This is a genomic window from Nitrosophilus labii (assembly GCF_014466985.1).
Lineage (GTDB): Bacteria > Campylobacterota > Campylobacteria > Campylobacterales > Nitratiruptoraceae > Nitrosophilus_A > Nitrosophilus_A labii.
On record NZ_AP022826.1, the window covers coordinates 95,842 to 121,781 of the forward strand.

23 protein-coding genes and 1 pseudogene are annotated in these 25,940 nt (G+C 33.0%); 19 read left to right on the top strand and 5 right to left on the bottom strand.

Annotation, left to right across the window (positions count from 1 at the left end; all coding sequences use genetic code 11):
• Positions 1 to 28: 28 nt before the first annotated feature.
• Genes NIL_RS00565 through NIL_RS00580 form a run of 4 tightly spaced genes read left to right on the top strand, consistent with a single transcriptional unit; the run spans position 29 to position 2,330 of the window.
• A complete protein-coding gene (locus NIL_RS00565; RefSeq protein ID WP_187647727.1) occupies positions 29 to 244 on the top strand; it encodes a hypothetical protein in 216 nt (71 codons plus the stop codon).
• A 9-nt stretch (positions 245 to 253) separates the two neighbouring features.
• Entirely contained in the window at positions 254 to 1,426 is a 1,173-nt protein-coding gene (locus NIL_RS00570) for an NAD(P)/FAD-dependent oxidoreductase (protein WP_187647728.1), read from the top strand.
• A 30-nt stretch (positions 1,427 to 1,456) separates the two neighbouring features.
• A complete protein-coding gene (locus tag NIL_RS00575) occupies positions 1,457 to 1,867 on the top strand; it encodes a hypothetical protein (protein WP_187647729.1) in 411 nt (136 codons plus the stop codon).
• On the top strand, positions 1,857 to 2,330 hold the full coding sequence (locus NIL_RS00580) for a M48 family metallopeptidase (RefSeq protein WP_187647730.1): 474 nt from the start codon (positions 1,857 to 1,859) through the stop codon (positions 2,328 to 2,330). The genes NIL_RS00575 and NIL_RS00580 overlap by 11 nt, the downstream gene beginning before the upstream one ends.
• A gap of 36 nt (positions 2,331 to 2,366) precedes the next feature.
• Here the strand turns inward: NIL_RS00580 and NIL_RS00585 are convergent.
• Positions 2,367 to 3,582, bottom strand: a pseudogene (locus tag NIL_RS00585) (IS256 family transposase).
• Positions 3,583 to 3,644: 62 nt separating this feature from the next.
• Here NIL_RS00585 and NIL_RS00590 point away from each other — a divergent pair.
• The 5 genes from NIL_RS00590 to NIL_RS00610 all read left to right on the top strand — a co-directional run bounded on the left by NIL_RS00590 (position 3,645) and on the right by NIL_RS00610 (position 9,368).
• Positions 3,645 to 3,887 carry a M48 metallopeptidase family protein gene (locus tag NIL_RS00590; protein WP_187648529.1) on the top strand — a complete coding sequence of 81 codons (243 nt, stop codon included), beginning with the start codon at positions 3,645 to 3,647 and terminating at the stop codon, positions 3,885 to 3,887.
• A 299-nt stretch (positions 3,888 to 4,186) separates the two neighbouring features.
• Positions 4,187 to 5,818, top strand: coding sequence for a CTP synthase (pyrG, locus tag NIL_RS00595; RefSeq protein ID WP_187647731.1), 1,632 nt, complete (start codon positions 4,187 to 4,189; stop codon positions 5,816 to 5,818).
• On the top strand, positions 5,818 to 7,383 hold the full coding sequence (gene recJ, locus NIL_RS00600) for a single-stranded-DNA-specific exonuclease RecJ (protein ID WP_187647732.1): 1,566 nt from the start codon (positions 5,818 to 5,820) through the stop codon (positions 7,381 to 7,383). Before pyrG ends, recJ begins: the two co-directional genes overlap by 1 nt.
• Positions 7,384 to 7,564: 181 nt before the next feature.
• A complete protein-coding gene (locus NIL_RS00605) occupies positions 7,565 to 9,061 on the top strand; it encodes an NAD(P)/FAD-dependent oxidoreductase (protein ID WP_187647733.1) in 1,497 nt (498 codons plus the stop codon).
• A 61-nt stretch (positions 9,062 to 9,122) separates the two neighbouring features.
• Positions 9,123 to 9,368 (top strand): hypothetical protein, encoded by a 246-nt coding sequence (locus NIL_RS00610; RefSeq protein ID WP_187647734.1) that lies wholly within the window; start codon positions 9,123 to 9,125, stop codon positions 9,366 to 9,368.
• Between the two features lie 18 nt (positions 9,369 to 9,386).
• Here NIL_RS00610 and NIL_RS00615 read toward each other — a convergent pair whose 3' ends face one another.
• The 4 genes from NIL_RS00615 to folE form a co-directional block, all read right to left on the bottom strand.
• On the bottom strand, positions 9,387 to 10,133 hold the full coding sequence (locus NIL_RS00615) for an arginyltransferase (RefSeq protein WP_187647735.1): 747 nt from the start codon (positions 10,131 to 10,133) through the stop codon (positions 9,387 to 9,389).
• Positions 10,134 to 10,189: 56 nt separating this feature from the next.
• Positions 10,190 to 11,173, bottom strand: a complete 984-nt coding sequence (locus NIL_RS00620) for an iron-sulfur cluster assembly scaffold protein (RefSeq protein ID WP_187647736.1) — start codon at positions 11,171 to 11,173, stop codon at positions 10,190 to 10,192.
• Between the two features lie 22 nt (positions 11,174 to 11,195).
• Positions 11,196 to 12,377, bottom strand: a complete 1,182-nt coding sequence (locus NIL_RS00625) for a NifS family cysteine desulfurase (RefSeq protein WP_187647737.1) — start codon at positions 12,375 to 12,377, stop codon at positions 11,196 to 11,198.
• 119 nt (positions 12,378 to 12,496) lie between these two features.
• Positions 12,497 to 13,075, bottom strand: coding sequence for a GTP cyclohydrolase I FolE (gene folE / locus NIL_RS00630; protein WP_187647738.1), 579 nt, complete (start codon positions 13,073 to 13,075; stop codon positions 12,497 to 12,499).
• Between the two features lie 90 nt (positions 13,076 to 13,165).
• Here folE and tig point away from each other — a divergent pair, with 90 nt between their 5' ends.
• The 10 genes from tig to NIL_RS00680 all read left to right on the top strand — a co-directional run bounded on the left by tig (position 13,166) and on the right by NIL_RS00680 (position 25,940).
• Positions 13,166 to 14,467, top strand: coding sequence for a trigger factor (gene tig / locus NIL_RS00635; protein WP_187647739.1), 1,302 nt, complete (start codon positions 13,166 to 13,168; stop codon positions 14,465 to 14,467).
• Positions 14,464 to 15,054: an ATP-dependent Clp endopeptidase proteolytic subunit ClpP gene (clpP, locus tag NIL_RS00640; protein WP_187647740.1), complete on the top strand. Its 591-nt coding sequence runs from the start codon at positions 14,464 to 14,466 to the stop codon at positions 15,052 to 15,054. The genes tig and clpP overlap by 4 nt, the downstream gene beginning before the upstream one ends.
• Before the next feature lie 3 nt (positions 15,055 to 15,057).
• A complete protein-coding gene (gene def, locus NIL_RS00645; protein WP_187647741.1) occupies positions 15,058 to 15,594 on the top strand; it encodes a peptide deformylase in 537 nt (178 codons plus the stop codon).
• Positions 15,595 to 15,663: 69 nt separating this feature from the next.
• On the top strand, positions 15,664 to 16,659 hold the full coding sequence (locus NIL_RS00650) for a magnesium chelatase domain-containing protein (protein ID WP_246434441.1): 996 nt from the start codon (positions 15,664 to 15,666) through the stop codon (positions 16,657 to 16,659).
• Positions 16,656 to 18,215 (top strand): hypothetical protein, encoded by a 1,560-nt coding sequence (locus tag NIL_RS00655; RefSeq protein ID WP_187647742.1) that lies wholly within the window; start codon positions 16,656 to 16,658, stop codon positions 18,213 to 18,215. The genes NIL_RS00650 and NIL_RS00655 overlap by 4 nt, the downstream gene beginning before the upstream one ends.
• 105 nt (positions 18,216 to 18,320) lie before the next feature.
• Entirely contained in the window at positions 18,321 to 21,782 is a 3,462-nt protein-coding gene (locus tag NIL_RS00660; RefSeq protein ID WP_187647743.1) for an HsdM family class I SAM-dependent methyltransferase, read from the top strand.
• A gap of 59 nt (positions 21,783 to 21,841) precedes the next feature.
• Entirely contained in the window at positions 21,842 to 22,537 is a 696-nt protein-coding gene (locus NIL_RS00665) for a hypothetical protein (RefSeq protein WP_187647744.1), read from the top strand.
• A gap of 243 nt (positions 22,538 to 22,780) precedes the next feature.
• Entirely contained in the window at positions 22,781 to 24,688 is a 1,908-nt protein-coding gene (locus NIL_RS00670) for an HD domain-containing protein (protein ID WP_187647745.1), read from the top strand.
• A 13-nt stretch (positions 24,689 to 24,701) separates the two neighbouring features.
• A complete protein-coding gene (locus NIL_RS00675; protein WP_187647746.1) occupies positions 24,702 to 24,917 on the top strand; it encodes a hypothetical protein in 216 nt (71 codons plus the stop codon).
• A 27-nt stretch (positions 24,918 to 24,944) separates the two neighbouring features.
• Positions 24,945 to 25,940, top strand: a complete 996-nt coding sequence (locus NIL_RS00680) for a hypothetical protein (protein ID WP_187647747.1) — start codon at positions 24,945 to 24,947, stop codon at positions 25,938 to 25,940.

Here is a 25,940-nt window from a genome sequence, read left to right on the forward strand (position 1 = left end):
TTGAAGCTAAAATATTTCGAGGGAGTAGATGAGAGAAGGTTTTGATGAAAATGGAGAGCCGACTTTAACTCAATTGGATGATTATAAAGGTACACATTCCGATGAGAAAAAAAGAGTTATTAAGTGGGTAATTATAAGCGGATTAGTAGTTGGAGCTATATACGCTTTGGCTAGATGGTATTTTTGGGATAAAGGGGAACCCGATTTGAATAGCGGCGATAAAGTTATTATAAAGCATTATTAGGAGCAGATGATGAAAAAAGTAACCGTTCTTGGCGGCGGAATAGCTGGTGTGGAAGCGGCAATATGGCTAAGAAAAGAGGGATTTAAGGTAGATTTAGTATCTCCTAGACCTTATTTGTATATATATCCCATCTCCATTTGGGTACCTGTACGAAAGATAGAGTTTTCAGATGTCTGTATACCTTTAGAGGAGTTATCAAAAGTTCATGGTTTTAACTGGATAGAGGATGAGGTTGTTAAGATAGAGGCTAAAGATAAAAGAGTGTTGGGTAAAACAGGGATTTACGAGGACTTTGAGTATTTAGTTATAGCTATGGGAGCCTCAAAAATGAGATATGAGGGGGAAGATAACTACCTTACTATTTGCGGTGATCCTAATGATGCTATATTGATGAGAGATAGACTTGAAGAGTTGATTTCACAGAATGAAAAAGGAAAAATAGCCGTAGGATTTGGAGGCAATCCTAAAGATAGCACAGCGGTTAGAGGAGGTCCCGCATTTGAAGTTATTTTCAATATTCATAACTATTTGAAAGAAAAAGGGGTTAGGAAAGATTTTGAATTAACTTTTTTTGCTACTATGAAAGAACCAGGTAAAAGGTTGGGACCACAAGCTCTTAAAATGATGGATATATTTTTTAAAAAGTTAGATATTGATAAACAATTTGGTAAAAAGATAAAAAGATTTGAAAAAGATGGGATTGTTTTTGAAGATGACTCATTTTTAGAGTCAGATATGACTATGTTTATTGCCGCTGGTTCGGGACATCCCGTATTTCAAAACAGTGATCTTCCTCTAAGCGAGTCTGGTTTTATTTTGATTGATGAGTTTGGAGAAGTTAAAGATGTTCCAAAAGTATATGCAATAGGAGATAGCGCATATATAGAGGGACCGGATTGGAGAGCTAAACAGGGACATATAGCCGAAGTTAAAGCTAGAAATTGCGCACACAATATCGCTGTAGATAGCGGGATGAAGATGGGTGAGAAAAAGAGTTATATAGATCATCTAAATATTTTATGCGTTATGGATAGCGGAGATGGTGCGGCATTTGTTTACAGAGATAATAAAAGGGGTTTAATGATTCCTATGCCTATTTTCGGACACTGGCTGAAAAAAGCGTGGGGATGGTATTTTAAAAATTCAAAGCTAAATAAAATCCCAAGAATACCCGGACTATAATAAGTCAAAGAAATTAATAGTTGTCACATAATGTCTTTAATTAGATTTTTTACCTTTTTAACTATTTTGTTTGCCGGATGTAGTGATATTTATACAAAAATATACGATAAGGAGTTGGCGAAAAAGCCGATTTCTTGCATTAATATAAAATCTGACAATTTAATTATTGAAGATATAGTTAAAAAAAACTCTTTTATAAAAAAAATATATAAAAAAGAATGTCCGTATACTTTAAAAATAACCTCAAATTATGTTACATTTTGTTCATCTCCTAAAGCTAAAGCCCTTGGAAGCGATTTTGACGGTTTTGTTAGATTTGAGATTGTGCAGAGTTCTCATTTAGTGTATAGAAACCAAAGAGATTTTAAAGGTAAATTTGATGAAAATGTAGCTGATTCTTTGATAAACAAAATGAGGAGAGATTTGAAATTTGAATATTGAGTATAAGCTCTATAAAGAGAGAAGAAAAAGTTTAAAAATATTTATAAAAGATGGTGAAGTTATTGTAAAAGCTCCAAATTTTTTATTTAAAAATGAGATAGAAGATTTTTTAAAAAAACATTTAGATTGGATAGAAAAGAGATTAAAAGAGTATAAAAAAAATAAGAAAGAGTTTATAGAAGAAGAAAAATTTCTTTTTATGGGAAAAGAGTATCCACTTAAGTTTCTCAAAGAGATTGAAACTATAGGAGATAAAAAAAATGATAACGAAAGAGTAGTTTTTGATAATGCTTTTATAGTAAATGAAAAATATAAATATAAAGCGAAAGAGATATTAATAGGTTTTTATAAAAAAGAGGCTAAAGAGTATATCTCAAAAAGAGTTGAGGAGTTGTCTAAAAAATATGACTTAACGTACAATCTAATAAAAATCAACAGTACAAAAAGAAGATGGGGACTGTAAAATAAACTGTGTAAACCACCTAAAGTCCTTAAAACCTTAGCGTGTATATTTTTGCATAATTTCACTGAAAAATATACAAAGCTGAGGATAGATTTCACTCCAGCTTCTGATTTTTGTATTACTCCATTTGTGCTGTACCTCCTGTGTGGCAAGATAAAGAAGCTTAAAAGCTGAATCGATGGTTGGAAAAGAACCCACAGACTTTGTTCTTTTTTTAATATTTGAATTTATCGATTCTATGGGATTTGTCGTATAAATCAGTTTTCTTATAGCTTGGGGATATTTAAAAAATGTAGATAGCTCATTCCAGTTAGATTGCCAAGACTGGGTAATATGGGGATATTTTTGACCCCATTTGTCATTAAAATTTGTAAGAGCAAGCTCTGCTTCTTCTTCGGTTGATGAAGTGTAGATACTCTTTAAATCTTTAGCTACCTCTTTTCTATCTTTCCAAGATACAAATTTTAGGCTATTTCTGATCTGGTGTACAATACATCTTTGAATTTCTGCCTTTGGATAAACTGCCTCTATAGCCTCTTTAAATCCATTTAGTCCGTCTATTGCAAATATCAATACATCTTCAACACCTCTGTTTTTTATCTCATTTAAAAGTGTTAACCACTGTTTAGAACTTTCATTTTCACCTATCCATATACCAAGAATATCTTTTTTCCCTTCAAGAGTTATGCCTAGCATTATATATGCAGCAATATTTTTAACTACTCTATCCACTCTTATTTTTAAAACTGTAGCATCCATAAATATTATCGGATATATTGCCTCTAGCGGACGACTATGCCACTCTTTTGCCTTATCTATTATTGCTTCTGTTATATTGGAAATTGTCTGAATAGAAAGTTCATATCCATATAAATCATCAAGATGGTGTTGAAATCTGTTCACTCATCCCTTTTGCATATAAAGACAAAATTAAATCTTCTGTCCCCTTTATGAGAGTCTGTCGTTTCTTGATAAGCTTTGGTTCGAAGGTAGCGTTTCTGTCTCTTGGTATCTTAACCTCTATATCCCCATATTTGGACTTTAAAGTTTTTTCACTGTATCCATTACGATAATTTGGATTATCTGAAACTTGATGCTTCTCATATCCTAAATGCTCAGTTAACTCTACTTCTGTAGCAGTCTGATAAACCTCTTTTAAAAGACCTTTGAATTCTTCCAAGATCTCATCAATATCTATCCCCTTTCCCTCTTTGATAGCTTTTTTTACCTCTTCTGTATTGATATACCTCATTGTGTAAATCCTTTTTATTCTTTAATTTTATCTAATCTTTTTATAAGGATTTACACAGTTATATTTACACTCCCAGAAGATGGGGTAGTTGTAGTTCAAAAAAGAACCTAAACTTTTCATATCGTCTTATAATGGCTCCAAAAGATGTTATAGATTATGTAATTATCCATGAACTATCTCATCTGACATATATGAACCACTCTAAATATTTTTGGACGTTAGTGTCTAAAAGATGTCCAAACTATATCGAGTATGAAAAATGGCTTAAAGATAATAGTTTTAAAACACTTTTTACGGATAACTGATTATATAAAACTACTTCACCTCTTCTTTTATTCTCTCCTTTACTGTTAAAGCCTAACGTCTTTACCCTCAACCAAAAATCTTGCGCTATTTCATAGCAAAGATTTTATCTAAACCAGCCTTTCGTATGTTCGCCACTAAATTCCTTAAATTTTGGGCTTACATATACTCAAGACTTTCGCTCAGGTACGCAAAGCAAGCAGTTGCTTCGCTAAAGCCTAACGTCTTTATCCTAGCTCTCTTATTCAATCTAAAGCTTGGTTTAGATAAAATTTTCCTTAAAAATCTGTTAGGGAAAGAGATGACAAAATATATTTTCGTTACCGGTGGAGTTTTAAGTTCGCTTGGAAAGGGGATTTCTAGTGCAAGTATAGGAACTCTTTTGAAACACTCCGGACTTAGAGTATCTATATTAAAAATAGATCCTTATATAAATGTAGATCCGGGAACAATGAGTCCGTTAGAGCACGGTGAGGTTTTTGTAACGGCTGACGGTGCGGAGACAGATCTGGATATCGGACACTATGAGAGATTTTTAAACGTAAAACTTTCCAAAAAAAACAACTTTACAACTGGGCAGGTATATTTGTCTGTTATCAAAAGAGAGAGACAAGGCGATTATCTAGGTAAAACTATACAGGTCGTTCCACATATAGTAGATGAGATAAAAAACAGAATAAAAAAGGCCGGGAAAGGACACGATGTTCTTATAGTTGAACTTGGAGGGACGGTCGGAGATATTGAAGGTTTGCCTTTTTTAGAAGCGATAAGAGAGTTAACTCATGAGTTTGGACCCCATAAAGCATACAACATACATGTTACTTTAGTACCTTATATAAAAGCTGCGGGAGAACTTAAAACTAAGCCGACACAGCATAGTGTACAAGAACTTAGACGTATAGGTATAACTCCAGATATGATTATAGCTAGATGCGAAAAACCGTTGCCTAAAGAACTTAAAGATAAAATTGCAAGAAGCTGTGGTATAGATATCCATGCGGTTATAGAGGCAAGAGATGCGGAAACTATCTATAAAGTGCCTCTAAATTTCTTGAGAGAAAATATTTTATATCCAATCTCTAGGCAGTTTAAGCTTAGGGAACTTCATCCAGATATGGATTCTTGGGACATACTTGTTAAAAAGATAATTGCCCCTAAAGATGAAGTTACCATTGCTTTTGTCGGAAAATATCTAGGACTCAAAGAATCTTACAAGTCTTTAACCGAAGCTTTGGTTCATGCAGGCGCTAATCTAGATACTAAAGTAAATATAAAATGGATCGATAGTGAATTGATAGAGTCCGAAGGTAGCGAAAAGCTTTTAAAAGATGTTGAAGGTATACTTGTGGCTGGAGGCTTTGGGGAAAGAGGAGTAGAAGGAAAGATAGAAGCAATTAGATATGCGAGAGAAAACAAGATCCCTTATCTTGGAATATGTCTTGGGATGCAACTATCTATAATAGAGTTTGCAAGAAATGTTTTAGGGATTGCCGAGGCCAACTCTATGGAGTTCGATAAAGATACAAAATATCCTTTTATCTATCTTATAGATGAGTTTATAGATCAGTCCGGGCAAAAGCAGATTAGAACGCATACTTCTCCAATGGGGGGAACGATGAGGCTTGGAGAGTATGCTTGTAAAGTAAAGCCTGAAACTAAACTTTGGGAAGCTTATGAACATCAAGATATTATTTATGAAAGACATAGACACAGATATGAAGCAAACACAAAATACAGAAAACTTCTTGAAGATGCGGGAATGATTGTGAGCGGTGAGAGTGAAGAGGGGCTTATAGAAGCGGTTGAGATAAAGGAACATCCTTGGTTTGTCGGAGTTCAGTTTCATCCTGAATTTACATCTCATCTTCAAAACCCAAATCCATTAATCAAGGCTTTCATAGATAACTCTATGAAAAATAGAGAATCCTTTTGATGGAAAGACTTACAAAAACTAAAATATACGATATATTAAGAAAGAGATTTCAAGAGGGCTTTTTAAAACTCTCCTCTTTGCCTTCTCCTGATAGTTTGAAAGATGTGGAAAAAGCTGCAAAAAGAGTGGCTAAAGCTATAAAAAATAGAGAAAAGATAGCGGTTGTAGGAGATTATGATGTTGACGGGGTAGTCTCTACGGCTATTATGAAGGAGTTTTTTTCATATATTAACTACCCTGTGACGATAAAAATTCCAAACAGATTCAAGGATGGATACGGTATAACTAAAGAGCTTGTTAAAAACATTGATGCTGAGGTTATTATAACAGTTGATAACGGTATTAGTGCTGTAGAAGCTGCCGAATATTGCTTGGAAAGGGGAATAGACTTAATAATCACAGATCATCATACTCCACCTGAAAACCTTCCTAACGCATATGCCATAATAAATCCAAAACAGAGTATGTGTAGTTTTAAATATGAAGAGATTTGCGGCGCTCAAGTTGCCTGGTTTTTTATTGCTCAGTTAAAAAAAGAGTTGAGACTCAATTTAGATATGAAAATTTTTTTAGATCTTTTAAGTATAGCGATAATTGCAGATGTTATGCCTCTTAGACATATAAATAGAGTACTAGTCCAAGCAGGGCTTAAATATTTTGAAATTAGTGAAAGACCGGCAATAAAGTTTTTGCGAAAGACATTGAAAAAGAGTAGTTTTAACTCTGAAGATATAGGTTTTACAATAGCTCCGGTATTAAATAGTGCAGGAAGAATGGATAGTGCAGTACTGGCTCTAGATTTTTTGACCTCTAAAGATTTTTTTGAAAGCTCAATTCTTTATGGAAGACTACTTGCGCTTAATAGTGAACGAAAGAGTGAGGAGAAAAGAGTTTTTAATGAAGCAAAGTTGCATGAAAAAGAGAGTTCGAAGATTATAGTTGCTGCTGGAGATGATTGGCACGAAGGCGTTGTTGGTATAGTTGCATCTAGACTTGTGGATAGATTTAAAAAGCCAGCTATTATTCTAACTAAAACTGGAGAGTTTTATAAAGGTAGTGGACGAAGTTTTGCAAATATAGATCTCTATTCGCTTTTAGATAAAAATAGATATCTGCTTCATAGATTTGGTGGGCACAAAAAAGCGGCAGGATTATCTTTGGCCAAAACAAATCTTCCGGGTTTAATAGATGGACTAAATAAAGAGATAGAGAGTGTTCCAAAAGAGGACTGGATAGAAGGCACTAACGTATTGGGAGAGCTTCCTTTTGAAGAGGTAGATTGGGAGCTTATAGATATAATAGATAAGTTCGCCCCTTACGGTGAAAGCAACCCTATGCCCAAATTTGCCGCTTTGAATGTTGAAGTGGCCGATTTTAGAGAAGTTGGAGAAAACGGAGAACATCTTCTAATGACTCTAAGGCAAAAAAATAGAGTTTTTAAAGCTATAAAATTTAGAAATAGTGTTAAATTAAATAAAGATAGTATAGATATAGTCTATTATCCTCAAAAAAATATATTTAACAACAACATTTATATACAGTTAAATATTTTGAAAATCTCTTAACTATTTATCTTTTTATGTTACAATGAATAAGCTGTGTTGATTTTTATCATATTAAAGCAAAGGCGAAACAATTTTGACTTTTTTGTGACAATTTGTCTCTTCATAAATATTATTAAGAAAAGTTTACATTTTTTTTAATATAATTTATGAATCAAAATTATATTTTTAATAGGAGTAGTTTATGGAAAGAAAAGAGTTTGAACATCTTCAAGAAATAGTTGAAGAGACTATGAAAAAAGAAGGGCTTTCAAGAAGGGATGCTTTAAAACTTATGGGGCTTGGGTCCGCAGCCGCTATGATGGGCGGAACAAGTGTCAAGGCAGAAGCCGCTACCGAAGCTAAAGCGAGTAGTGCAAAAGGAAAGATTTTGATAGTAGGTGGCGGTCTTGCAGGTATGAGTACCGCCGCTAGACTTGTTAGACATCTTGATAATCCAGATATTACCGTAGTAGAACCCAATCCAAAAAGTGTTTCATATCAACCCGGACTTACTCTAATTGGAGGATATGAGTGGGGAGTGGAAGATATTATCTATAATACTAGCGATTTTGTTCCTGACGGCGTAAAATGGATTCAAGACAGAGTAGTTGAATTTGATCCAGAAAACAATAAAGTAAAAACTGAAAAAGGCAAAACTATCGAATACGACTTTATGGTAGTTGCCGGCGGATTAGAGCTTGCTTTTGATAAAATCAAAGGTTTAGAAGAGATTGGGACTCTATATACTCTTGGAGAAAATCAAAAAGCGGCTGAGATTTTAGCAAGAGGAAATGCCGCTTCGCTCTATTTTGTGGACGGTGCAGTTCAGATGAGGAAAAATCTTAATGCTTTTATTGAGGCTGCAAAATCCGGTAAAAAAGTAAAAGGGATTTTTACGCATCCAAATACTCCAATCAAGTGTGGAGGAGCGCCTAAGAAGATTCTGTTTTTAACCGACTCAAATCTTAGACATGCGGGTGCTAGAGACAATGCTGAACTAGTTTTTTATCCAAATGGCGGTAGTATGTTCGGTGTTCCAGAGTACCATAAAGCGATACTAAATCTTTTTGAAGAAAAAGATTTGAAATATCACTATAAGCACAACTTAATAGAGATAGATTTAGATAAGAAGATTGCCGTATTTGATAAGCATGATAAAACAAAAAAAGTATATGATCCTGATCTTGAAGAGGAGTTTGAAGAGGTAGTTCACGAAAGAGTTGAAGTCCCTTACGATATGATACACATAACTCCTCCTATGAAAGCTCCAGATTATATAGGCAAATCGCCGGTAGGAAGTAGTGCGGGATTTATTCCGGTAAATTATGAGACTTTGCAACATAAAAAATATAAAAATATCTTTTCATTGGGAGATATTGCGGCTGTTCCACTTGGTAAAACTGGTGGTAGTGCAAGAAAACAGTATAAAGTAGTTGTAGATAACTTAATCTCTGTTATGGAAGGTAAAGAACCAACTGCTAAGTATAATGGATATACTGTATGTCCGTTGATATCTGAAATTGGTAAAGTTATGCTTGCCGAGTTTAAATGGGCGGATCCGGCAAATGGCAAATACAACGGAATAGTGTCTCCATCTTTCCCACTAGATCCTACTCAGCCTAGATGGTTATATTGGGTATTGAAAGTCTATATGCTAAAACCTATGACCCAATACGGTATGCTAAAAGGTCTAGCTTAATACTTTGGCGCTTTTTTGCGCCGAAATCTTTAAATCTCTAATCAACAGCTAAAGAGGTGTTATGAAAAGGACGGTATTTAAGGAGATAGGAGTATATCTAGCAATCTTTTTTATACTATCTTTAGGTATACACTATAAAGAGTGGTTTTCATATCCTATAGAGCATCTTAGTGCTCTTCCTAAAAGTCAGTTTGGAGTACTTCATCCGTTTCTGTTTAGTTTTGGGATATATCTGTTTGTTTTAATAGTTAGACTCTTTATAAAAGTTATAAAAAGAGCTATTGCGAAAGGAAGTAAAAAGATATAAAACTGGTTTATTGGTATATTAGTTGTCTATATTTTTCCATTTTGCCTCTTCGCAGATATTTGGGAATCCTTCCAGCAGTTCATAAGGTTTGAAATTTGTTTTATAAGCAAAAGATTTACACCCATCTACCCAATATCCAAGATATATCCAATTAAGATCCAATTTTTTTGCTATATCAATCTGTATCAGTAAAGAGTAGATTCCTAGTGATAATCTCTCAAAGTCTGGATCATAAAAAAAGTATATAGAGCTAATCCCGTCATTTACAATATCTATAAGATCAATCCCCACCAATTTATTATTTTGGAAGTAGAGCACCTCTTTACCATAATCGTGAGCTCCAACGACAAACTCTTCATAGTATGTTTGAAGATCTATAGGGATATATTTCCATCCGCTCTTTTTGCTTTTAAATTTGTGAAATTTATTGTATAGCTCGATATGTTCAAATGTAATAGTTGGTTTTCTTATGACTACTTTCGTATCTCTGTTTTTTTTGATGGCTCTTTTTTGAGAACGTGAAGGTCTGAAATTTTTTACATCTATTCTAAGACTTTTGCATTCCTCACAGCCGTTGCATATAGGATGAAAATATGAAAAACCAAAACGTCTCCATCCCCTTTTAATCAGAGCGGAACAAAGCTCTTTTGTGGCTTTTGGAATAAATCTATAATACATTCTGGTTTTTTTATCAGGTAGATAAGGACAGTCGTAATCTAACACGCAATAATCAATAGATTCGTTCTCTTTAAATTCTCTTTTCATATTTTACTTATTGGTTGGATTTATATTTATCGAGCGAAAGATTCGCTCGATAAACATTATATAGGCAAAACTCTTATATTTTCGTCAAGTTTCTCTTTAAGAGTGTTTTCTATAGCAAAAAGAGTTCCTGTAGTTGAGCTTGCACATCCTGCACAGGCTCCCATGTATCTAATATATACATCTGTGTAGGCGCCGTTTTCTTTAACGTCTATTATTTCAAGGTTCCCTCCATCCATTATCAAAAACTGCCTAATATTTTCATCAATCACTTTTTCGATAGCTTTAAGTTTTTGTATAGTAGTCATATCGTTAAACGCAACTTCTTGCCCGCTTTCTAAAGCTTCGGCTGCTTCTTTCATCTTTTCTTCCTCCATTTCTCTTCTTGTTTCGGCTAAAATATCTACTAGATAATACTCTCTCTCTTCATGTCCGCCGGGTTTTATACAGCTTTTACAAAAAGCTCCGGCTTTTGTATAGTCTGTAATCTCTTCTACCGTTTTTAGATCGTTTAGTTTTATAACCTCTTTTATAGTGCTCAAGCTTACTCTAGCGCACTCGCAAACTATAATCTCATCTTCGAAACTATCCATATCCACGCCTTTATATAGGCTTGCAGCTTTTTTGATAACATCGTAAGCCATTACGGAGCAGTGCATCTTTTGCGGCGGAACGGCAGGAACGTCAGGATGGTCTCTCATCGCTCTCTCAACGTCTATATTGGTTATCTTTACGGCTTCATCAACAGTTTTTCCTTTGCAAAGTTCTACCATAGTATCTGAGCTTGCTATTGCCGTACCACAGCCGAAAGATTTAAATTTTGCATCCAATATTTTATCTGTTTCGGGATCAACTATCCAGTATAGTCTCACAGCATCACCGCAACTTTCTGCGCCGTAATCAGCGACTATTAGCTTTCCTCCTAGCTTTTTTGCGTCTTCTTCGGTAAGTTCACCTTTATTTCTGGGATTGTTCATCAAATCTTGGACTTTTTGGCTGTACTCTTCCCAGATACTTCCGCCAATCAAATCATTTTTTGCCATCTTTTCTCCTATCTCTTTATATCTATATATTTTCAGGTTTGTAAGCGTAAGAGCTTGAGATACTTCTAAGTCTTTCTACCGCTTTTTTGAAAACCTCTATTGTATAATCTATCTCTTCTTCAGTCGTAAATCTGCTAAGACTAAGTCTAACCGCCGTATGTGCTAGATCAGCCTCCGCTCCTATTGCTTCCATTACCGGGTTTGCTTCTAGATCTTCGCTGGCACATGCGCTTCCAGTACTAGCTGCGATACCTGCTCTGTTAAGGTCCCAAAGCATAGCTTCACCTTCAACTCCTCTAACGCTTATCAAAATGGTATTTGGTACTCTTTTATCTCTACTTCCCACCACAAACGTATCTGGAATCTCCAAAAGGGCATCTTCTAGTTTGTCTCTCAAAGCCCTTACCTTTTTCTCTTCAAACTCAAGATAGTACGAGGCAAGCTCCATAGCCTCTCCCATACCTACGATTCCAGGTACATTTAGTGTCCCGCTTCTAAGTCCCCTCATATGTTCCCCACCATGTAGCAGAGGCGTCAACTCTTTACCGGCTTTTATATATAGTCCTCCTACACCTTTTGGTCCATGAAATTTGTGTGCGGAAAAACTCATATAATCAATCCCTGCTTTTTGAACGTCAACTTTTATTTTACCTATGGCTTGTACACCATCAGTATGAAATAAAACTCCGTTTTCTTTGCAAATTTGGGCTATCTCTTCTATAGGAAAGATCATTCCGGTTTCGTTGTTAGCCCACATTATCGAAACTAGTGCCGTATCTTCTCTTATAAAATCTTTTACGGTATGAGCTTCTACTATACCTTCACTATTTACCGGCAGATATGTAACTTTTACACCTTGAGACTCTAGCCATTTAAAAGCGGCCAAAACAGAAGGGTGTTCTACTTCAGTAGTTATCATATGGTTTTTATCACCATTTTTTATATGATCAAAAAAGACGCTTTTTATGACCCAGTTGTTGGATTCAGTTGCGCAGCTTGTTATGACAATATCATCTTCGTCTCTTGCATTTATACCATTGTAGAGTTGATCCATAGCTTTTCTTAGATATGGATGTGTTTTGGTCCCAAAATCGTGTAAAGAGCTAGGGTTACCGTATATTTCACAAAAAAACGGATCCATAGCCTCTTTCACTTTCGGATCTACCATTGTGGTTGCATTGTTGTCAAGATAGACTTTTTTCATCTGCTCTCCTAAATAAGACTAATTTAGTCCTAATTGATTTACCTGAATATTACAGGAAGCTAACTTAAGTATTTATTAAAAAATGAAGTAAAATAGAAAGAAATCGAAAGTTTCTTTCTTTAAAATCTAATGGATTGGGGAGAGTTAATTATACTAAAAAACTCCTCTCTTGTTTTTAAATTCTCTTTAAATACACCTCTTAAGGCGGAACTTACAGTAGTTGAACAGATTTTTTCCACTCCTCTCATCTCCATGCACATATGTCTTGCTTGTACTACAACCGCAACCCCTTTTGGATTGACTGTTTCCATGAGAGCGTCGGCTATCTGTTCAGTCATCTGTTCTTGGATTTGCAGTCTTCTAGCAAATACGTTTACCATTCTAGGTATTTTAGATAAACCGACTACTTTTCCGTTTGGAATGTAAGCAACATGTGCTCTTCCTATTATAGGTAGAAGGTGATGTTCGCATAAAGAGTAAAACTCTATATCTCTAACAACGACCATCTCATCGTTTGTTGATGTAAAAAGCGCTTCTCCCAATACCTCTTTCGGATCTTTTTTATATCCTTCTGTCAAGTGTAAAAAAGCTTTATAGACTCTTTCAGGTGTTTTTAAGAGTCCTTCTCTATTTGGATCTTCTCCTACTATTTCCAATATTTTTTTTACGCTGTTTTCGAATTCTCTTTTTTTATCCATCCATATTTCCTTGTTAATTTCCGCAATTTTACAAAAGTAAAGCATAATTTTGCTAAAATTGCAACTAAAATTTTTTATAAAAGGGAAAATATGGAAGTTAGTGTAAAGAAAACAGATAATGCAAATGCTGAGGTAAGCGCAAAAATCCAAAAGAGCGATATCGAATCAAGAATAAACAAAATCGCTAAAAATCTGAGTAAAACGTTAAATCTACCCGGTTTTAGAAAAGGGAAAGTTCCTTCTGCCGTAGTTAAAAAGAGATATGGTGAAAAGATAGAAAAAGATGCAGAAGCTGAAAGCCTCCAAGAAGTTTATGCAAAAGCTTTGGAAGAGCTTGGATTAAAAAAAGAGGATGTTTTAGGCGAACCTGCAGTTACTAAGTTTGAAAAAAGCGAAGAAATTATAGAAACGGAGATAAAAATAAGCTTTAAGCCGCAAATAGATTTGAGCGGATACGAAGAGGCTGTTCCCTCTTTCGAGGAGCCGGAGGTAACGGAGGAAGAGGTTGAAGAGAGACTAAAAGAGTTAGCCGCTGCTTTAGCCCCTCAAAGGAAATTGGAAGAAGATAGAGGATTGCAAGAGGGCGATATAGCTATTATCGATTTTAAAGGTTATATAGACGATAAAGAGTTAGAGGGTGGAAGTGCTGAGAATTTTCAATTGAAAATTGGAAGTAAACAGTTTATAGAGGGTTTTGAAGAGCAACTTATAGGGATGAAAACCGGAGAGACAAAAGAGATAGAAGTTACTTTCCCTCAAGATTATCACAACAAAGATATAGCCGGTAAAAAAGCTAAATTTACGGTTACATTGAAAGAGATACAGGTAAAAGAGGAGCCTAAAATAGACGATGAGCTTGCAAAAAAGATGTTACCTGACGAAGAAAATGCTACTGTGGAGCTTCTTAAAGAGAAGATTAGAGAGCAGCTAAAAAGCGAAAAACTATCTAAACTTTATAATGAAGAGTTAAAGCCTAAACTGATAGAGAGTCTTGTTGAGAAGTTTAACTTTGATCTTCCTCAAAATATTGTTGAGCAAGAAATCGATCTAAAACTTAACGAAAAGCTAAGAAGTATGAGTGAAGATGAGCTTAAAGAGTTAAGAGAAAATCAGGACAAAGTAAAAGAGATTAGAGATTCTCTAAAAGATGAAGCTAAAAAGAGCGTAAAAGCTACGTTTATAGTTGATGCTTTAGCCAAACAAGAGGGTATCGGCGTAGAGGATCAAGAGGTTGTACAGACAATCTATTATGAAGCTATGCAGATGGGACAAAATCCTCAAGAAGTTTTGGAAGCTTACCAAAAACAAGGATTGCTTCCTGCTATAAAAATGGCTATGATAGAAGATAAACTTTTAACTCATCTTTTAAATAAAAAAATGGAGAGTAAATGAGCTACTATATCCCATACGTTATCGAAAGAACTGGAAGGGGAGAGAGAAGTTACGATATATACTCAAGACTTTTAAAAGATAGGATCATTATGCTAAGCGGCGAGATAAACGATCCTGTTGCCTCTTCCATCGTGGCACAGCTTCTTTTTTTGGAAGCAGAAGATCCTGATAAAGATATCTATCTTTATATAAATTCGCCAGGTGGTGTTATAACTAGCGGTATGAGTATATACGATACGATGAACTACATAAAACCGGATGTTTCTACAATATGTATAGGTCAAGCGGCTTCTATGGGAGCATTTTTGCTAAGCAGTGGTGCTAAGGGAAAAAGATATGCTCTACCTCATGCAAGAATTATGATTCATCAACCTTTAGGTGGTGCGCAAGGTCAAGCTACCGATATTGAGATACAGGCAAAAGAGATTTTAAGACTAAAGCATATGTTAAACGACATATTAGCAAAAAACACGGGGCAGTCTCTTAGAAAGATAGCAAAAGATACGGATAGAGACTTTTTTATGAGCGCTGAAGAGGCAAAAGAGTATGGTCTTATAGATCAAGTTTTAGAAAGAAGTTTTAAATAGAGTATGATTAGAGAAATTGTAGTTTATCCGGACAAGCGATTAAAACAGATATCAAAAGAGGTGGAGAGGTTTGACGAAGAGCTCCATACTCTTTTGGACGATATGTACGATACTATGATGGCAAAAAACGGAGTAGGGCTTGCTGCTATTCAGGTAGGCGTTCCTTTAAGAGCGCTTATTATAAATATTCCAGATGAAGAGGGAGAGCAAAAAAGGGAAAATCTCATTGAAGTAGTAAATCCAAAAATAGTGGAGTCAAAAGGTTCTATTACTTATACCGAAGGGTGTTTAAGCGTGCCGGAATATTACGACGACGTTGAGAGGGCCGAGTGGGTAAAAGTAGAGTTTTTTGATAGGTTCGGTAATAAAAGAGTAATAGAGACAGATGGACTATTGGCTATAGCTTTTCAACATGAGATCGATCATCTAAACGGACATCTTTTTATAGAAAAACTCTCCTTTTTAAAAAGAAAAAAGTTTGAAAAAGAGTGGAAAAAGAGAAGAAAAGAAAAAAGTGTCAAAAAAGGAAAAAATAAATAGTTTTCTTAATCGACTGAGATGATAAAACAATCAAAAGAATTTTTAGACGCCAGATATTAAAGGCTTATATTGAAAAAGATCCTCTGCGCTACGTTTGAAGATGGCAAAGCAAATATCGTTGAGGTAGAGAGCTCTTTTGTAAGAGCTCTCCCCTCTTTTACTATAGTAGGATTGGCTTCTAGCTCTATTCAAGAAGCAAAAGATAGGGTAAAAGCCGCACTACACGCAATAGATTTTAAATTTCCTCCATTAAAAGTGACGATTAATCTATCTCCAAGCGATATCAAAAAAAGCGGTAGTCATTTTGATCTTGCCATAGCTTTATCTATTGCCCTACAAAAGAAAAAGGTAGATTTTAAAGACTATTTTGTCTTTGGAGAGTTAGGTCTAGACGGGACTATAAAAGATACAAACTCTATATTTCCTCTCATATTGTCTCTAAAAGAGTTTTATAAGGATTTAAAAGTAGTTGTGCCTTGTGAATCGGTAGGTAAAATTTCAAAAATTCCCGGTGTTAAGATTTATTGTGTTGAAAATTTGTTAGAAGCGGTAGATTTTTTTGTAAAAGAAGAAAAAAAGGAGATCAATAGCGAAACTATAGAAGCTAAGTTTATCGAGATATTAGGAAATAGATATTACTACGAAGAGAGTTTTCCTATCGATTTTAATGAGGTTAAAGGTCAAGAGGTAGCTAAAAGGGCCGCTTTAATATCCGCTGCGGGAATGCACAATATTTTGTTTGAGGGAAGCCCAGGATGCGGTAAAAGTATGATTATAAAACGCTTAAGATATATTTTACCGCCTATGAGTATTGAAGAGATCTTAGAAGTGGCTAAGCTTTCGGCTTTAGATAAAAAGGAGCCAACTTTTACGCCTATACGACCTTTTAGATCTCCTCATCACTCATCTACTAAGGCTAGCATTTTTGGAGGCGGTTGTAAGTATTCTAATATAATTACATTTTATTCACAATTATCTACAATTATTCAAATATATTTACACTACTTAAATCTTCAAATTAATTATTTCTTGTATTTCTGCTATTTTAAAAGGAACTTACAATGAATAATCTTTCAAAATTAATAGACAATTCTGGTAAAAATTCTTTAATTATTAAATTGCAGAGAGAAAAACCGTTGATTGTATGTGGTTACTCTCCTTTAAAAATTTATCCGAAGAACAATGGAAGAGAAGATGTTTTAATTGATATTTGGTTTAAAGATGAAAGTGGTAAAAAATTTGTTGCTTATGATTTGCAGCTTGAAACTACATCAATTTTTTCATATGGAAGTATTTTATACAAAGAAAACATAAATTTTATTGCAGAAAGCGAGATATTTAATATAAAACCTTCTAATATCGAAATAAAGCCATATGAAAAACTTTCTGATGATTTAAAAGAAAAAATATCTCAAAGAATAATTTCGGATGAAGAAAGAGCCGTTAAAAGTTTTCTAACCCTAAAAACAAATGATAAAGTTTTAATATTTCCTTATTTAGTAATAGGAAGTTTTTTCTATTTTCCAACTTCTCATATAAGAAGAGCCTTCTTAGCCCAAGATATAAATATTTTACTTCAAGAGAACAAAGAAAATAAAGTTCAATTAAGTAGTTGTAAAGAAGGTGAGTTGTATTTTAGAAACTTTAACAAAAAAGTTACCAAAGAAACGGTGGAGCTTGCATATTTGTATTTTTGTTATGAAAAAAGCAGAAAGTTTTTTTACAATGCATATTCTTTTTTTATAAAGGATGTTATAAAAGAACCCAAATATGAGAATAAAAGATATATTCTATCATTTGCTAATTTTAAGTTTCCAATTTTTAAAGATTTTAAAGCTGAGCTTAGAGGTGAATATCTTGATGATAAAAACTTGTTAGTTTATCAAATAATAGATATTGATTTTGAAAGCTTATTTGGAAAAAAAGTTATTACATATCATTTTGAAAGTAGAGATCGAAATTATACGCTTCAAACCAAATTCTTTAAAAAATTAGCAGGCAAAGCAGCCACTATTTCACATAATAGCCCTACAAATCCAAAAAGTACTGATACCATCATATCTATTGGTAAAAAACAGTTTTCTTCAGTTAATCCTTTGGCTGTTTTCAAAGGCAAAGCTATTAGAAAGGGAGAAAGTATTTACTCAAAGCCTATTCATAAAATTTTTAAAGAATCAGAAGGAATAAGTTTGAGCGATATGGAAGATAAAAATTCTCCATATGGCAAAGGGACTTTAAATATAGAAAATTTTGATTTTCAAAAAGCTATTGAATTGTTAAAAAGGAAACTAAATTTAAACGAGGAAGAAAGCAATTTTTATCAAACAAATAGATATTATGCTTTTCATTTTAGATTTAGAAACAGGAATTATTTTTTACTCGAATTAAAAGAATCTAACTCTTCAACGCTTCTATTTAGTTCAAATAATAGGCTTAATGGAAATTTTCTTGTGGCGAAAGTATATTCTGTTAAAGAGGGTTCTATACAATCTTTTAATAAATTAAAAAAAGAATTAGAAGAAATAAGAATTTTCTTCCATACTAAGCAAAAGCATACTGGCAAAGGAATTGAAGATTGGGTTGATAGATTAATAAATAAATTAGATGAATATAGTTTATAAAAGTTGAAATTAAGAATAGACAATTAATCGATTCTACTTTAAGGAAGAAAATAAGATAATTTAATTTAACATTGGGCTGTAATTCTGTTAAATTAGGGGAAAAATATGAGCAAGTTGCAGGAACATATTAAAGAAATCAAAGAAACAAAATCCGGTTATGAAAGAAATATGTATCCCAGTATCAAAAGTATTTTTGAATCCTTGGGACACAAATCAAAAAATATTATCGTAGATTCTGGAAGTGAACTGGGACAGGGGATACCCGATTTAGTTATCAAGACAGAAGTAGGTACCAAAGAAAAAGGAAAACCTATTCTTGGTGATTGGGTAGTTTGCGAAGTAAAAGATGAACGAACCGCATTCAAAACCCCTGGAAGCAGAAACAAGATATTAAAAGACAAAGAAAAATATATCACCCTCGATACCAACTATTTCATTATGATCGATCCGGAAAGGATGGTCATCCGTCCTGTTACGGTAGGAAGCTCCTTGAATTACGACAGCAGTAAAGATATAGTTATAGAGTGGGAAGAGGCGCTAAAACACAATGATCAATGGTTCAAAGAGCAAACCGCTAGTATAGCCGCCGATAAATCCTCAATAAAAGTAGCTTTGGATAAGTTTAGAACCGGAGATACCTCTTCTATAGCTGTTATTTCCCTTAAACCGCAGGATACTACTAAAGCAGAACAAAAAAGGGCGGAGAAAGCCAAACAAGAATTTTTTCATGCCATCAAAAGAGCAACCATTCTTCTTCAAAGCGCCACAAAGGAGGCTCTAGAGGATGTGCAGCCAAAAATTGAAGAGATTTTAAAAGCTATCGATGATTTTGAAGAAAAATATGATGGAGTCAAAAAGCTCTCTTTGGAGCCCTTTGAGCTGCAAGGACAGGTAATAGGTTATGAAAGAGCACTTGAGCATGATGAAGATGTAGAGCGTATCAAAGAAAAGGTGATGTCAAATATCTCCATCGCCAAACTGGCACTTGTATGGCTTCCTGAGTTTAGATCAAGAATTGGAAAGAAAAAAGAGGAGGTTATACAAGAACTTTTTGCCATCGAGACGGCAAATATGATATTAGCAAGAATTCTTTTGCTTCGTTTCTTCGAGGATCACGGATTTTTTGGAGAGAAAAGATATTTGTGTAATGGCGGTATCAAAGCTTTCCAGATGATGAGAGAGTATTTTGAGCTGACTTACATGAAACTGCTCAAGGATGTTTACGAAAAAGCAAAAACGATCTACTATTCGGTATTTGAAGAAATGGAGCTTGACTGGGTTCTTGGAAGCGAAAACGAACGACTTTCTCAAGCAATAGAGCTCTCTCTTATGCACTTCTCAAAATTTGATTTTACAACGATAAGAGGCGATATTCTAACGGGTATTTACGATAGATTTTTGGAAGGCTCCCAACGAAAAAAACTAGGAGAATATTACACCAAACCAAGCGTTGCAAGATATATAATCGACAGAATAGAGATAGATAGAGATGATGTCGTATTGGATCCCGCATGCGGATCGGGCACCTTTTTACTGGAGGTATTCAATAAAACTATCGGCGAACATATAGATGCGGGAGTAGTTACGTATGAAGAAGCGGTAGAAGAGCTCTCTCATATCAGGGGAAACGATATAAATCCTTTCTCCTCGATGATAGCGCAAATACAGATTCTGTGGCATCTATTAGCTTTTAAAAAAGATATATTGAATCATGGATTTCCAAGACTCTATATCGCTGAAAAACATAACTCCTTGATACCTGCCGATATATTGAGCTCAGAATACTCCACTTATGTAAAAATCGATAAAAAAGAGTATGACGCGGTTATCGGAAATCCTCCCTTTGTCCGTCCGGAAAGAAAAGATGAAGATTTTTCAAAAGATGTGGCCAAATTCTATTCAAAAGATATAAAGATCGATAAAAATCTTTTTACTCTTTTCATATACAGAGCTTTGAAATCTTGGTGTAAAGATGGGGCGTATCTTGGATATGTCATACCTCTTTCATTTTGCGACAATAAATCAAATAGCAATCTAAGAAAGCTCTTTTTGCCTTTTAAGCAAAGATGGAAAATTGTTGAGATTGTGGATATGGAAGCGATATCGGAATATGTGTTCGATGCTTCCGTGCAGCCAATTATCTTTATAGCCAAAAACGAACCCGCATCCGAAGATGATGTAATTAGAATAAAAATAGCCGGAACGGAATCACTTCTAGAATCTGGAGATATAGACTTAAACAAAGCGCCGTATGCAGATTTTAAATATATGGATGTATGGAGCAAAGATGGTAGGATCCTTACAAAAATAAACAGCGAAAGAAAAAAAATTATAGACAAACTGTTGCAATACAAAACATTTGAGGATATTGCTTTTAGATATTGGGTGCTTACTAGAAAAAATAGAATTATTCAATATGGACTTCTTCCTGAATTTCAAGGGATGGAAGAGAATGACAAGATAGAAGAAAGAACAGGCATTGCTAGAGGAGCAGTATTTAGAGGTAAAAAACCAAAAAAAGATAACGGTTTTAATATATACAAGGGTGAAAATATAGCAGCTGGACTTATAGAGGGGGAGCCCGCTGAAAACAATATTGATATTTTAAATGTAGACGATCCTTCTTTATGGAGATATTTAGATATCCTGCCAAATTATGGTTTTGCATTTTTACAAATTTCATTAGGACTAACAGCTGCACGTTTTAAACCAAAAAAAGAAGCTTTCCTTGACACCGCAACTCTATTTTTTCCATCAAAAGAGCTACGAGATTTTCCTTTTGATCTTTTAATTTTATCTAGTGTTTATCAATTCTTTTATGGAATATATGCAAGAATGGGAGTGGTAGAGCAGTATTATAGTCATGTCTATCCATTAAATCTAAAATGGCTGCCATGGAGCGATAAGCTTTCAGTTTATTCGGATGACATTGAAGCCAAAAGGAAAGAATATTACGAAGCTTGCAAAGCCTTGCACAATCGAGAAGAAGCATTGATGGATATTTTAGAAAAAATTGGAGCAAAACCTTTTACACAACTATGCAGAGACTTAGGGGCATCCAATAACACATGGGGAGTCAAATGGAGCGAAATAGACGATGACAGAAAAATTCAGATCAATGCTCCAGAAATTAAAAACCCAAGTAAACATGGAGATGCCTATAGGATATATTTAACCGATGATGTATTTACCTTTATAGAGATAGGAAACGAGTTTGCCGCTAAAGCTTTTGGTGCAACTTTGACGATATATCACGGCAAAGTAATGAAAAAGTCTGATTTACTGAGAATTAAGGTGCCAGAAAACGATGATGCCTTGAATGAATTTGTAGAAGAAATTAAAAAATATGATCAAGGGGAATATGCTAGCATTGTAGAAAACATCATCTATCAAATAGATGAGATTGTTGGCAAGTGTTTTGGGTTGAGCGAAGATGAAATTAGATATATTCAAAAAGAGATGAAGCATGATCCATACTTAAAACATATAAAACCAAAACTCCCATTTTCCGGAAAGAAAAAGAGGGGGCTGTTTGCAAGTTTGGCATCTTCGGATAGATACAAGTAAAAGGAAGGAAGATATACGCTTATCGTGCAAACGATAACTTTTCGAGCGTAAAAGGTCTAATGAAAAATAACATAGAATTATCCACTTCTGGAATAAAGTTTAGTTATAGAAGATTTTTAGCAGATACAAGTATTGGCTTTGCAATAATATTACTTTTTTTATCTCAATATCCAAACTATATGGAACATAATTTTATGATAATGTTTTTCATATTGGCATCTACTCCAGTTGGAATATTGGTAAATATCAGTAGTTGGATACTGTTAGGTTTTTTTCAAACACGCGTTACAAAAGATGTTGTGTTATCTATTAAAAATGGCAAGTTATGGTCAATAGAAAAATACTTATTACTTGGTACGGATGAACATTTTCAAATCAAAGATACTATAGAATTTTATAAACTTAATGAAGAAAATTTTTACAAAATTGTTAAATTAATAGAACATTTTCTCTCTGTGCATTGTCCGCAAAAAATTGGATATTATCAAGATATAGTTGGAATGAGGATATTTTATAGAAATGTGAGCTTATTATTAATGATTATACCGTTTATAGTAAAATTAAATCTAATTCAAATAGGGATTATAATTTCTATGAGTTTATTTTTTCTTATTGCAAATTCTATAATAACGATCTACGGTGTTTTTTATTTATTACAAGTCTTTAAAATGCTGTTTTTAAGGGATAAACTAGATAGTAAAATAGATTATAAAGAAATAATATCGACTATCAAAGAATTTAATGGTTGTGATTAAACTGGAATAGTGTTAATGTGAAAAAGTATCTATTAAGAAAATAGCAATAAATCTCTTAAAAATCATAGAAATAAATTATAAGAAGTAGGCCTCTTTTCATATTCCATAGAAGTATATTAAAGGGGGATTTGAAAAAGATAGGTTGGGAGTTTTATTGAAAAAATTTGTATCTATAAAAGATAGAAATAAAGAAAAATTTAAATAAATTAAATTAAAATATGAAAAGAAAGGGGCATTTATATTATGAAATTAATTAAAGATCAAATTCATAATAATATAATTTATTCTAATCTTGAATCAGAGATATTTTCTAATCTATTATTTAATAGGCTACATCATATTCTTCAAAATTCAATGGCTTATATGGTCTATCCTACAAATAAAACTTCTCGTTTTGCGCATAGTATTGGTGTAATGCATATTGCTTCTCAAATTTTTTATTATGGAATTAAAAATAGTGATGAGAAAGTTTTTGCAGAGTATATTCAAAATAAAATAAATTTTATTGAAAGTAATATTAAAGAGATCAAAGAATATATTAGACTTGAGCTTTCCATTGATGGGGATAGATGTATTCAGTATCTTTTTGATAATGAAAAATTACAATATGATAAATTACGTCCTTTAATAGTACACTTATTAAGTAATTCTTTTGTAAAAAATTTTATGTTTTATTCTGATATTTTTAAAGATGATGCATACTATGTTTCATATTTTTTACTTTTAATATCATTACGACTTTATGGGTTATTACATGATTTTGGGCATATGCCATTTAGCCATCTAACTGAATTTTCTTTAGAAAGTTTGGCAGATAAAATTTCAGATAAACGTATTGAAATTAAAGATGAATCTTTTTTTGATTTTTTTTACCGATTATCTGAAACTGAAGATAAGTTACACGAGACGATTGGAAAAAAATTAAGTTTAATGTTAATGAAGTATATTGAACAACAATTTGCTGAAAAATATGCAATGACCAAAGAAGAGAAAGCGGGATATGCATTAATATTTTTTTTGCTAAGAAAGATATTACTAGAATTTTATAAACACAAAGATAGCTCTCTATATTCTCTCGTCGAAATAATATCAGGTGATTGTGATGCAGATAGAGTTGATTATACGTTGAGAGACGGATATGCAACATCTCTTATTAAAGATGGAGCTGATGTTGATAGAATAATTAAAACATTTTGTTTAGATAAAAGGGAATCAACAGATTTTTCTGATAATTTTAAATTTTTTCCTTCTATCCAAGCTCTTTATGATATAGATGATTTCTTCCTTGATAGAACCCATATTTATAAAGTAGTTATAAATCATCATAAAGTCAGAAGATATGATCATCTTTTATTGAATACAATACGGATTTTATTAGAAGAAGAATTAAAAGATTATAATAAATCTGATACGCTTGAAATTAAAACATTAACGGATATGATTTCAACAATTAATGAAATATTAGTATTTGATATTAATAATGATATAAATTCATTAAAAAAAATCGAGAGAATCTTTTTTAAAACTAGTCAGATGACTGACTATTGGTTATTATCTTATATCAAAGAGAAATTAATTAATTCTTATATATCAGAGACAGAGATGCCCGAAGAATTGTTTTTGTTATTAAATGAAATATTTACTGGATCAAAGAAAATAAAATCTTTATGGAAAAAAGAGTATGATGCACAAAATTTTTTAAAAGAACTGGGTGCAGAACTAGTAAAATTAGATGCAGGGCTATTTAGTGATACAACAATTAGTAAATCTTTTATAGAATTAAAAGAAGATTACAAAAAAAATCCAAATTATGGTGTAATAAAATTTATCCGTCAATCTTTAGAAATAAAACCTCAAATATTATACAAAATAGAAGAAAAGTTTAGAGAGAACCATTTATTTATATATCTTGCACAAACTAAATTAGCATCTCCTCCGACTAAAAATTACTTTTCTTTGATAAATCTTAGAAATAAGAGAGAAAAGATCAATTATTATGAGCTCTCCTTGAAAGCAAGGATATTAATACGTGAGAAATATGAATTTATTCCATTTTATGTTTTTTATTCAATAGATGTTTCTGTTTCACCTAAGGAGATAGAAAAAATGCTCAAAGATTTTTTCATCGAACAAATTTCAATAGAATTATAAAAGGGAGGTTTACATGTGTAAAAAATATAGAAGATCCGAACAAATAGTTAATAGACTTATTTTAGAAAAAAATGAATTTACTTATGATAGTGTCATTGAAGAAATCCGTAAAGAAAATGGTGTGATGAGAATAGCACCGGGTGTAACAATAAGGGATTATTTGGATTTCTTAGAAAGTAATAACTTCCTTCGTTATATACCTAGAGAAAGAAAATATATTCGTATTTAGAGTCAATTTTAAATTAAGAAGACAAGAATGAACTCGTTTGCTATTTGGTTGGAAAATCAAGACACGTCTATAGACGAATGTCATTTAAATATTTGGTACGACAAAGAAAATAAATATAAAAACTATATAGAATTTGGTTTTAAGTATGATGCCACATTGATAAACAATATTAAATTATATGTACCTTTTAGAGTTGAACAGAGTATGGTTGAAGATATTGTTGAAACTAGACTTAGAAATGATGAAAAACTTCTTGGAGCATTATTTAATACGACTATTGAGTCTTTAAATAATAATTTAGTTAAAATGAACCATTATTTACATCCAGAATTTTATTTGTCGGGTGTCCAATTTTCAATTGATGATGTTGAAAATGGTGGAAGTTTGATAGATCTTTTCCCTGAAGATATAGAGGGACACTCAAAGAGTTATATACGATTTAGAATATATAGAATTGACAAATTAGTAAAGCTTATAGATGAAAATCTTAGTTATTTTGAAGGGATATTTAGAAAGAGTGGTATTTTTGAGCTCAATATTAATAATATAAGGAAAATGCCAGAACAAATTGCTTTGGAAATGGGGGAACACTCCCACTCATTTAAACGAATTCATGTATTTTTAATGTTTAATAATTCTGTAGATATATATTTTGAAAATTTTGGTTTAAAAGACGCTAGGATTCTTGAAAATCATATTTGGGACGATTATATTAAGTTTGATAATGTGAATAATTATTATGCGTTGGATAAAAAAACAGATATAGAAAAAGTTATCGCATATCATTGGTTCAAAGGAAATAAGGTTGGGAAGGTTGAGAAGAATATTAGTGATTTTAATCTTTTTGTAAAAATAAAATATATAAATTTTAATTTAAGAGCTCTAATCATAACTTGTATAGTTATAATATTATTAGGTGCTCTAGGAAGCATTTTGGCTGATTGGATAAATTTAGAGAGGTTTATTATTGGTGTGATTATTGGCATAACGATATGGTTAGATAAAATAAATCAAAGGATATGA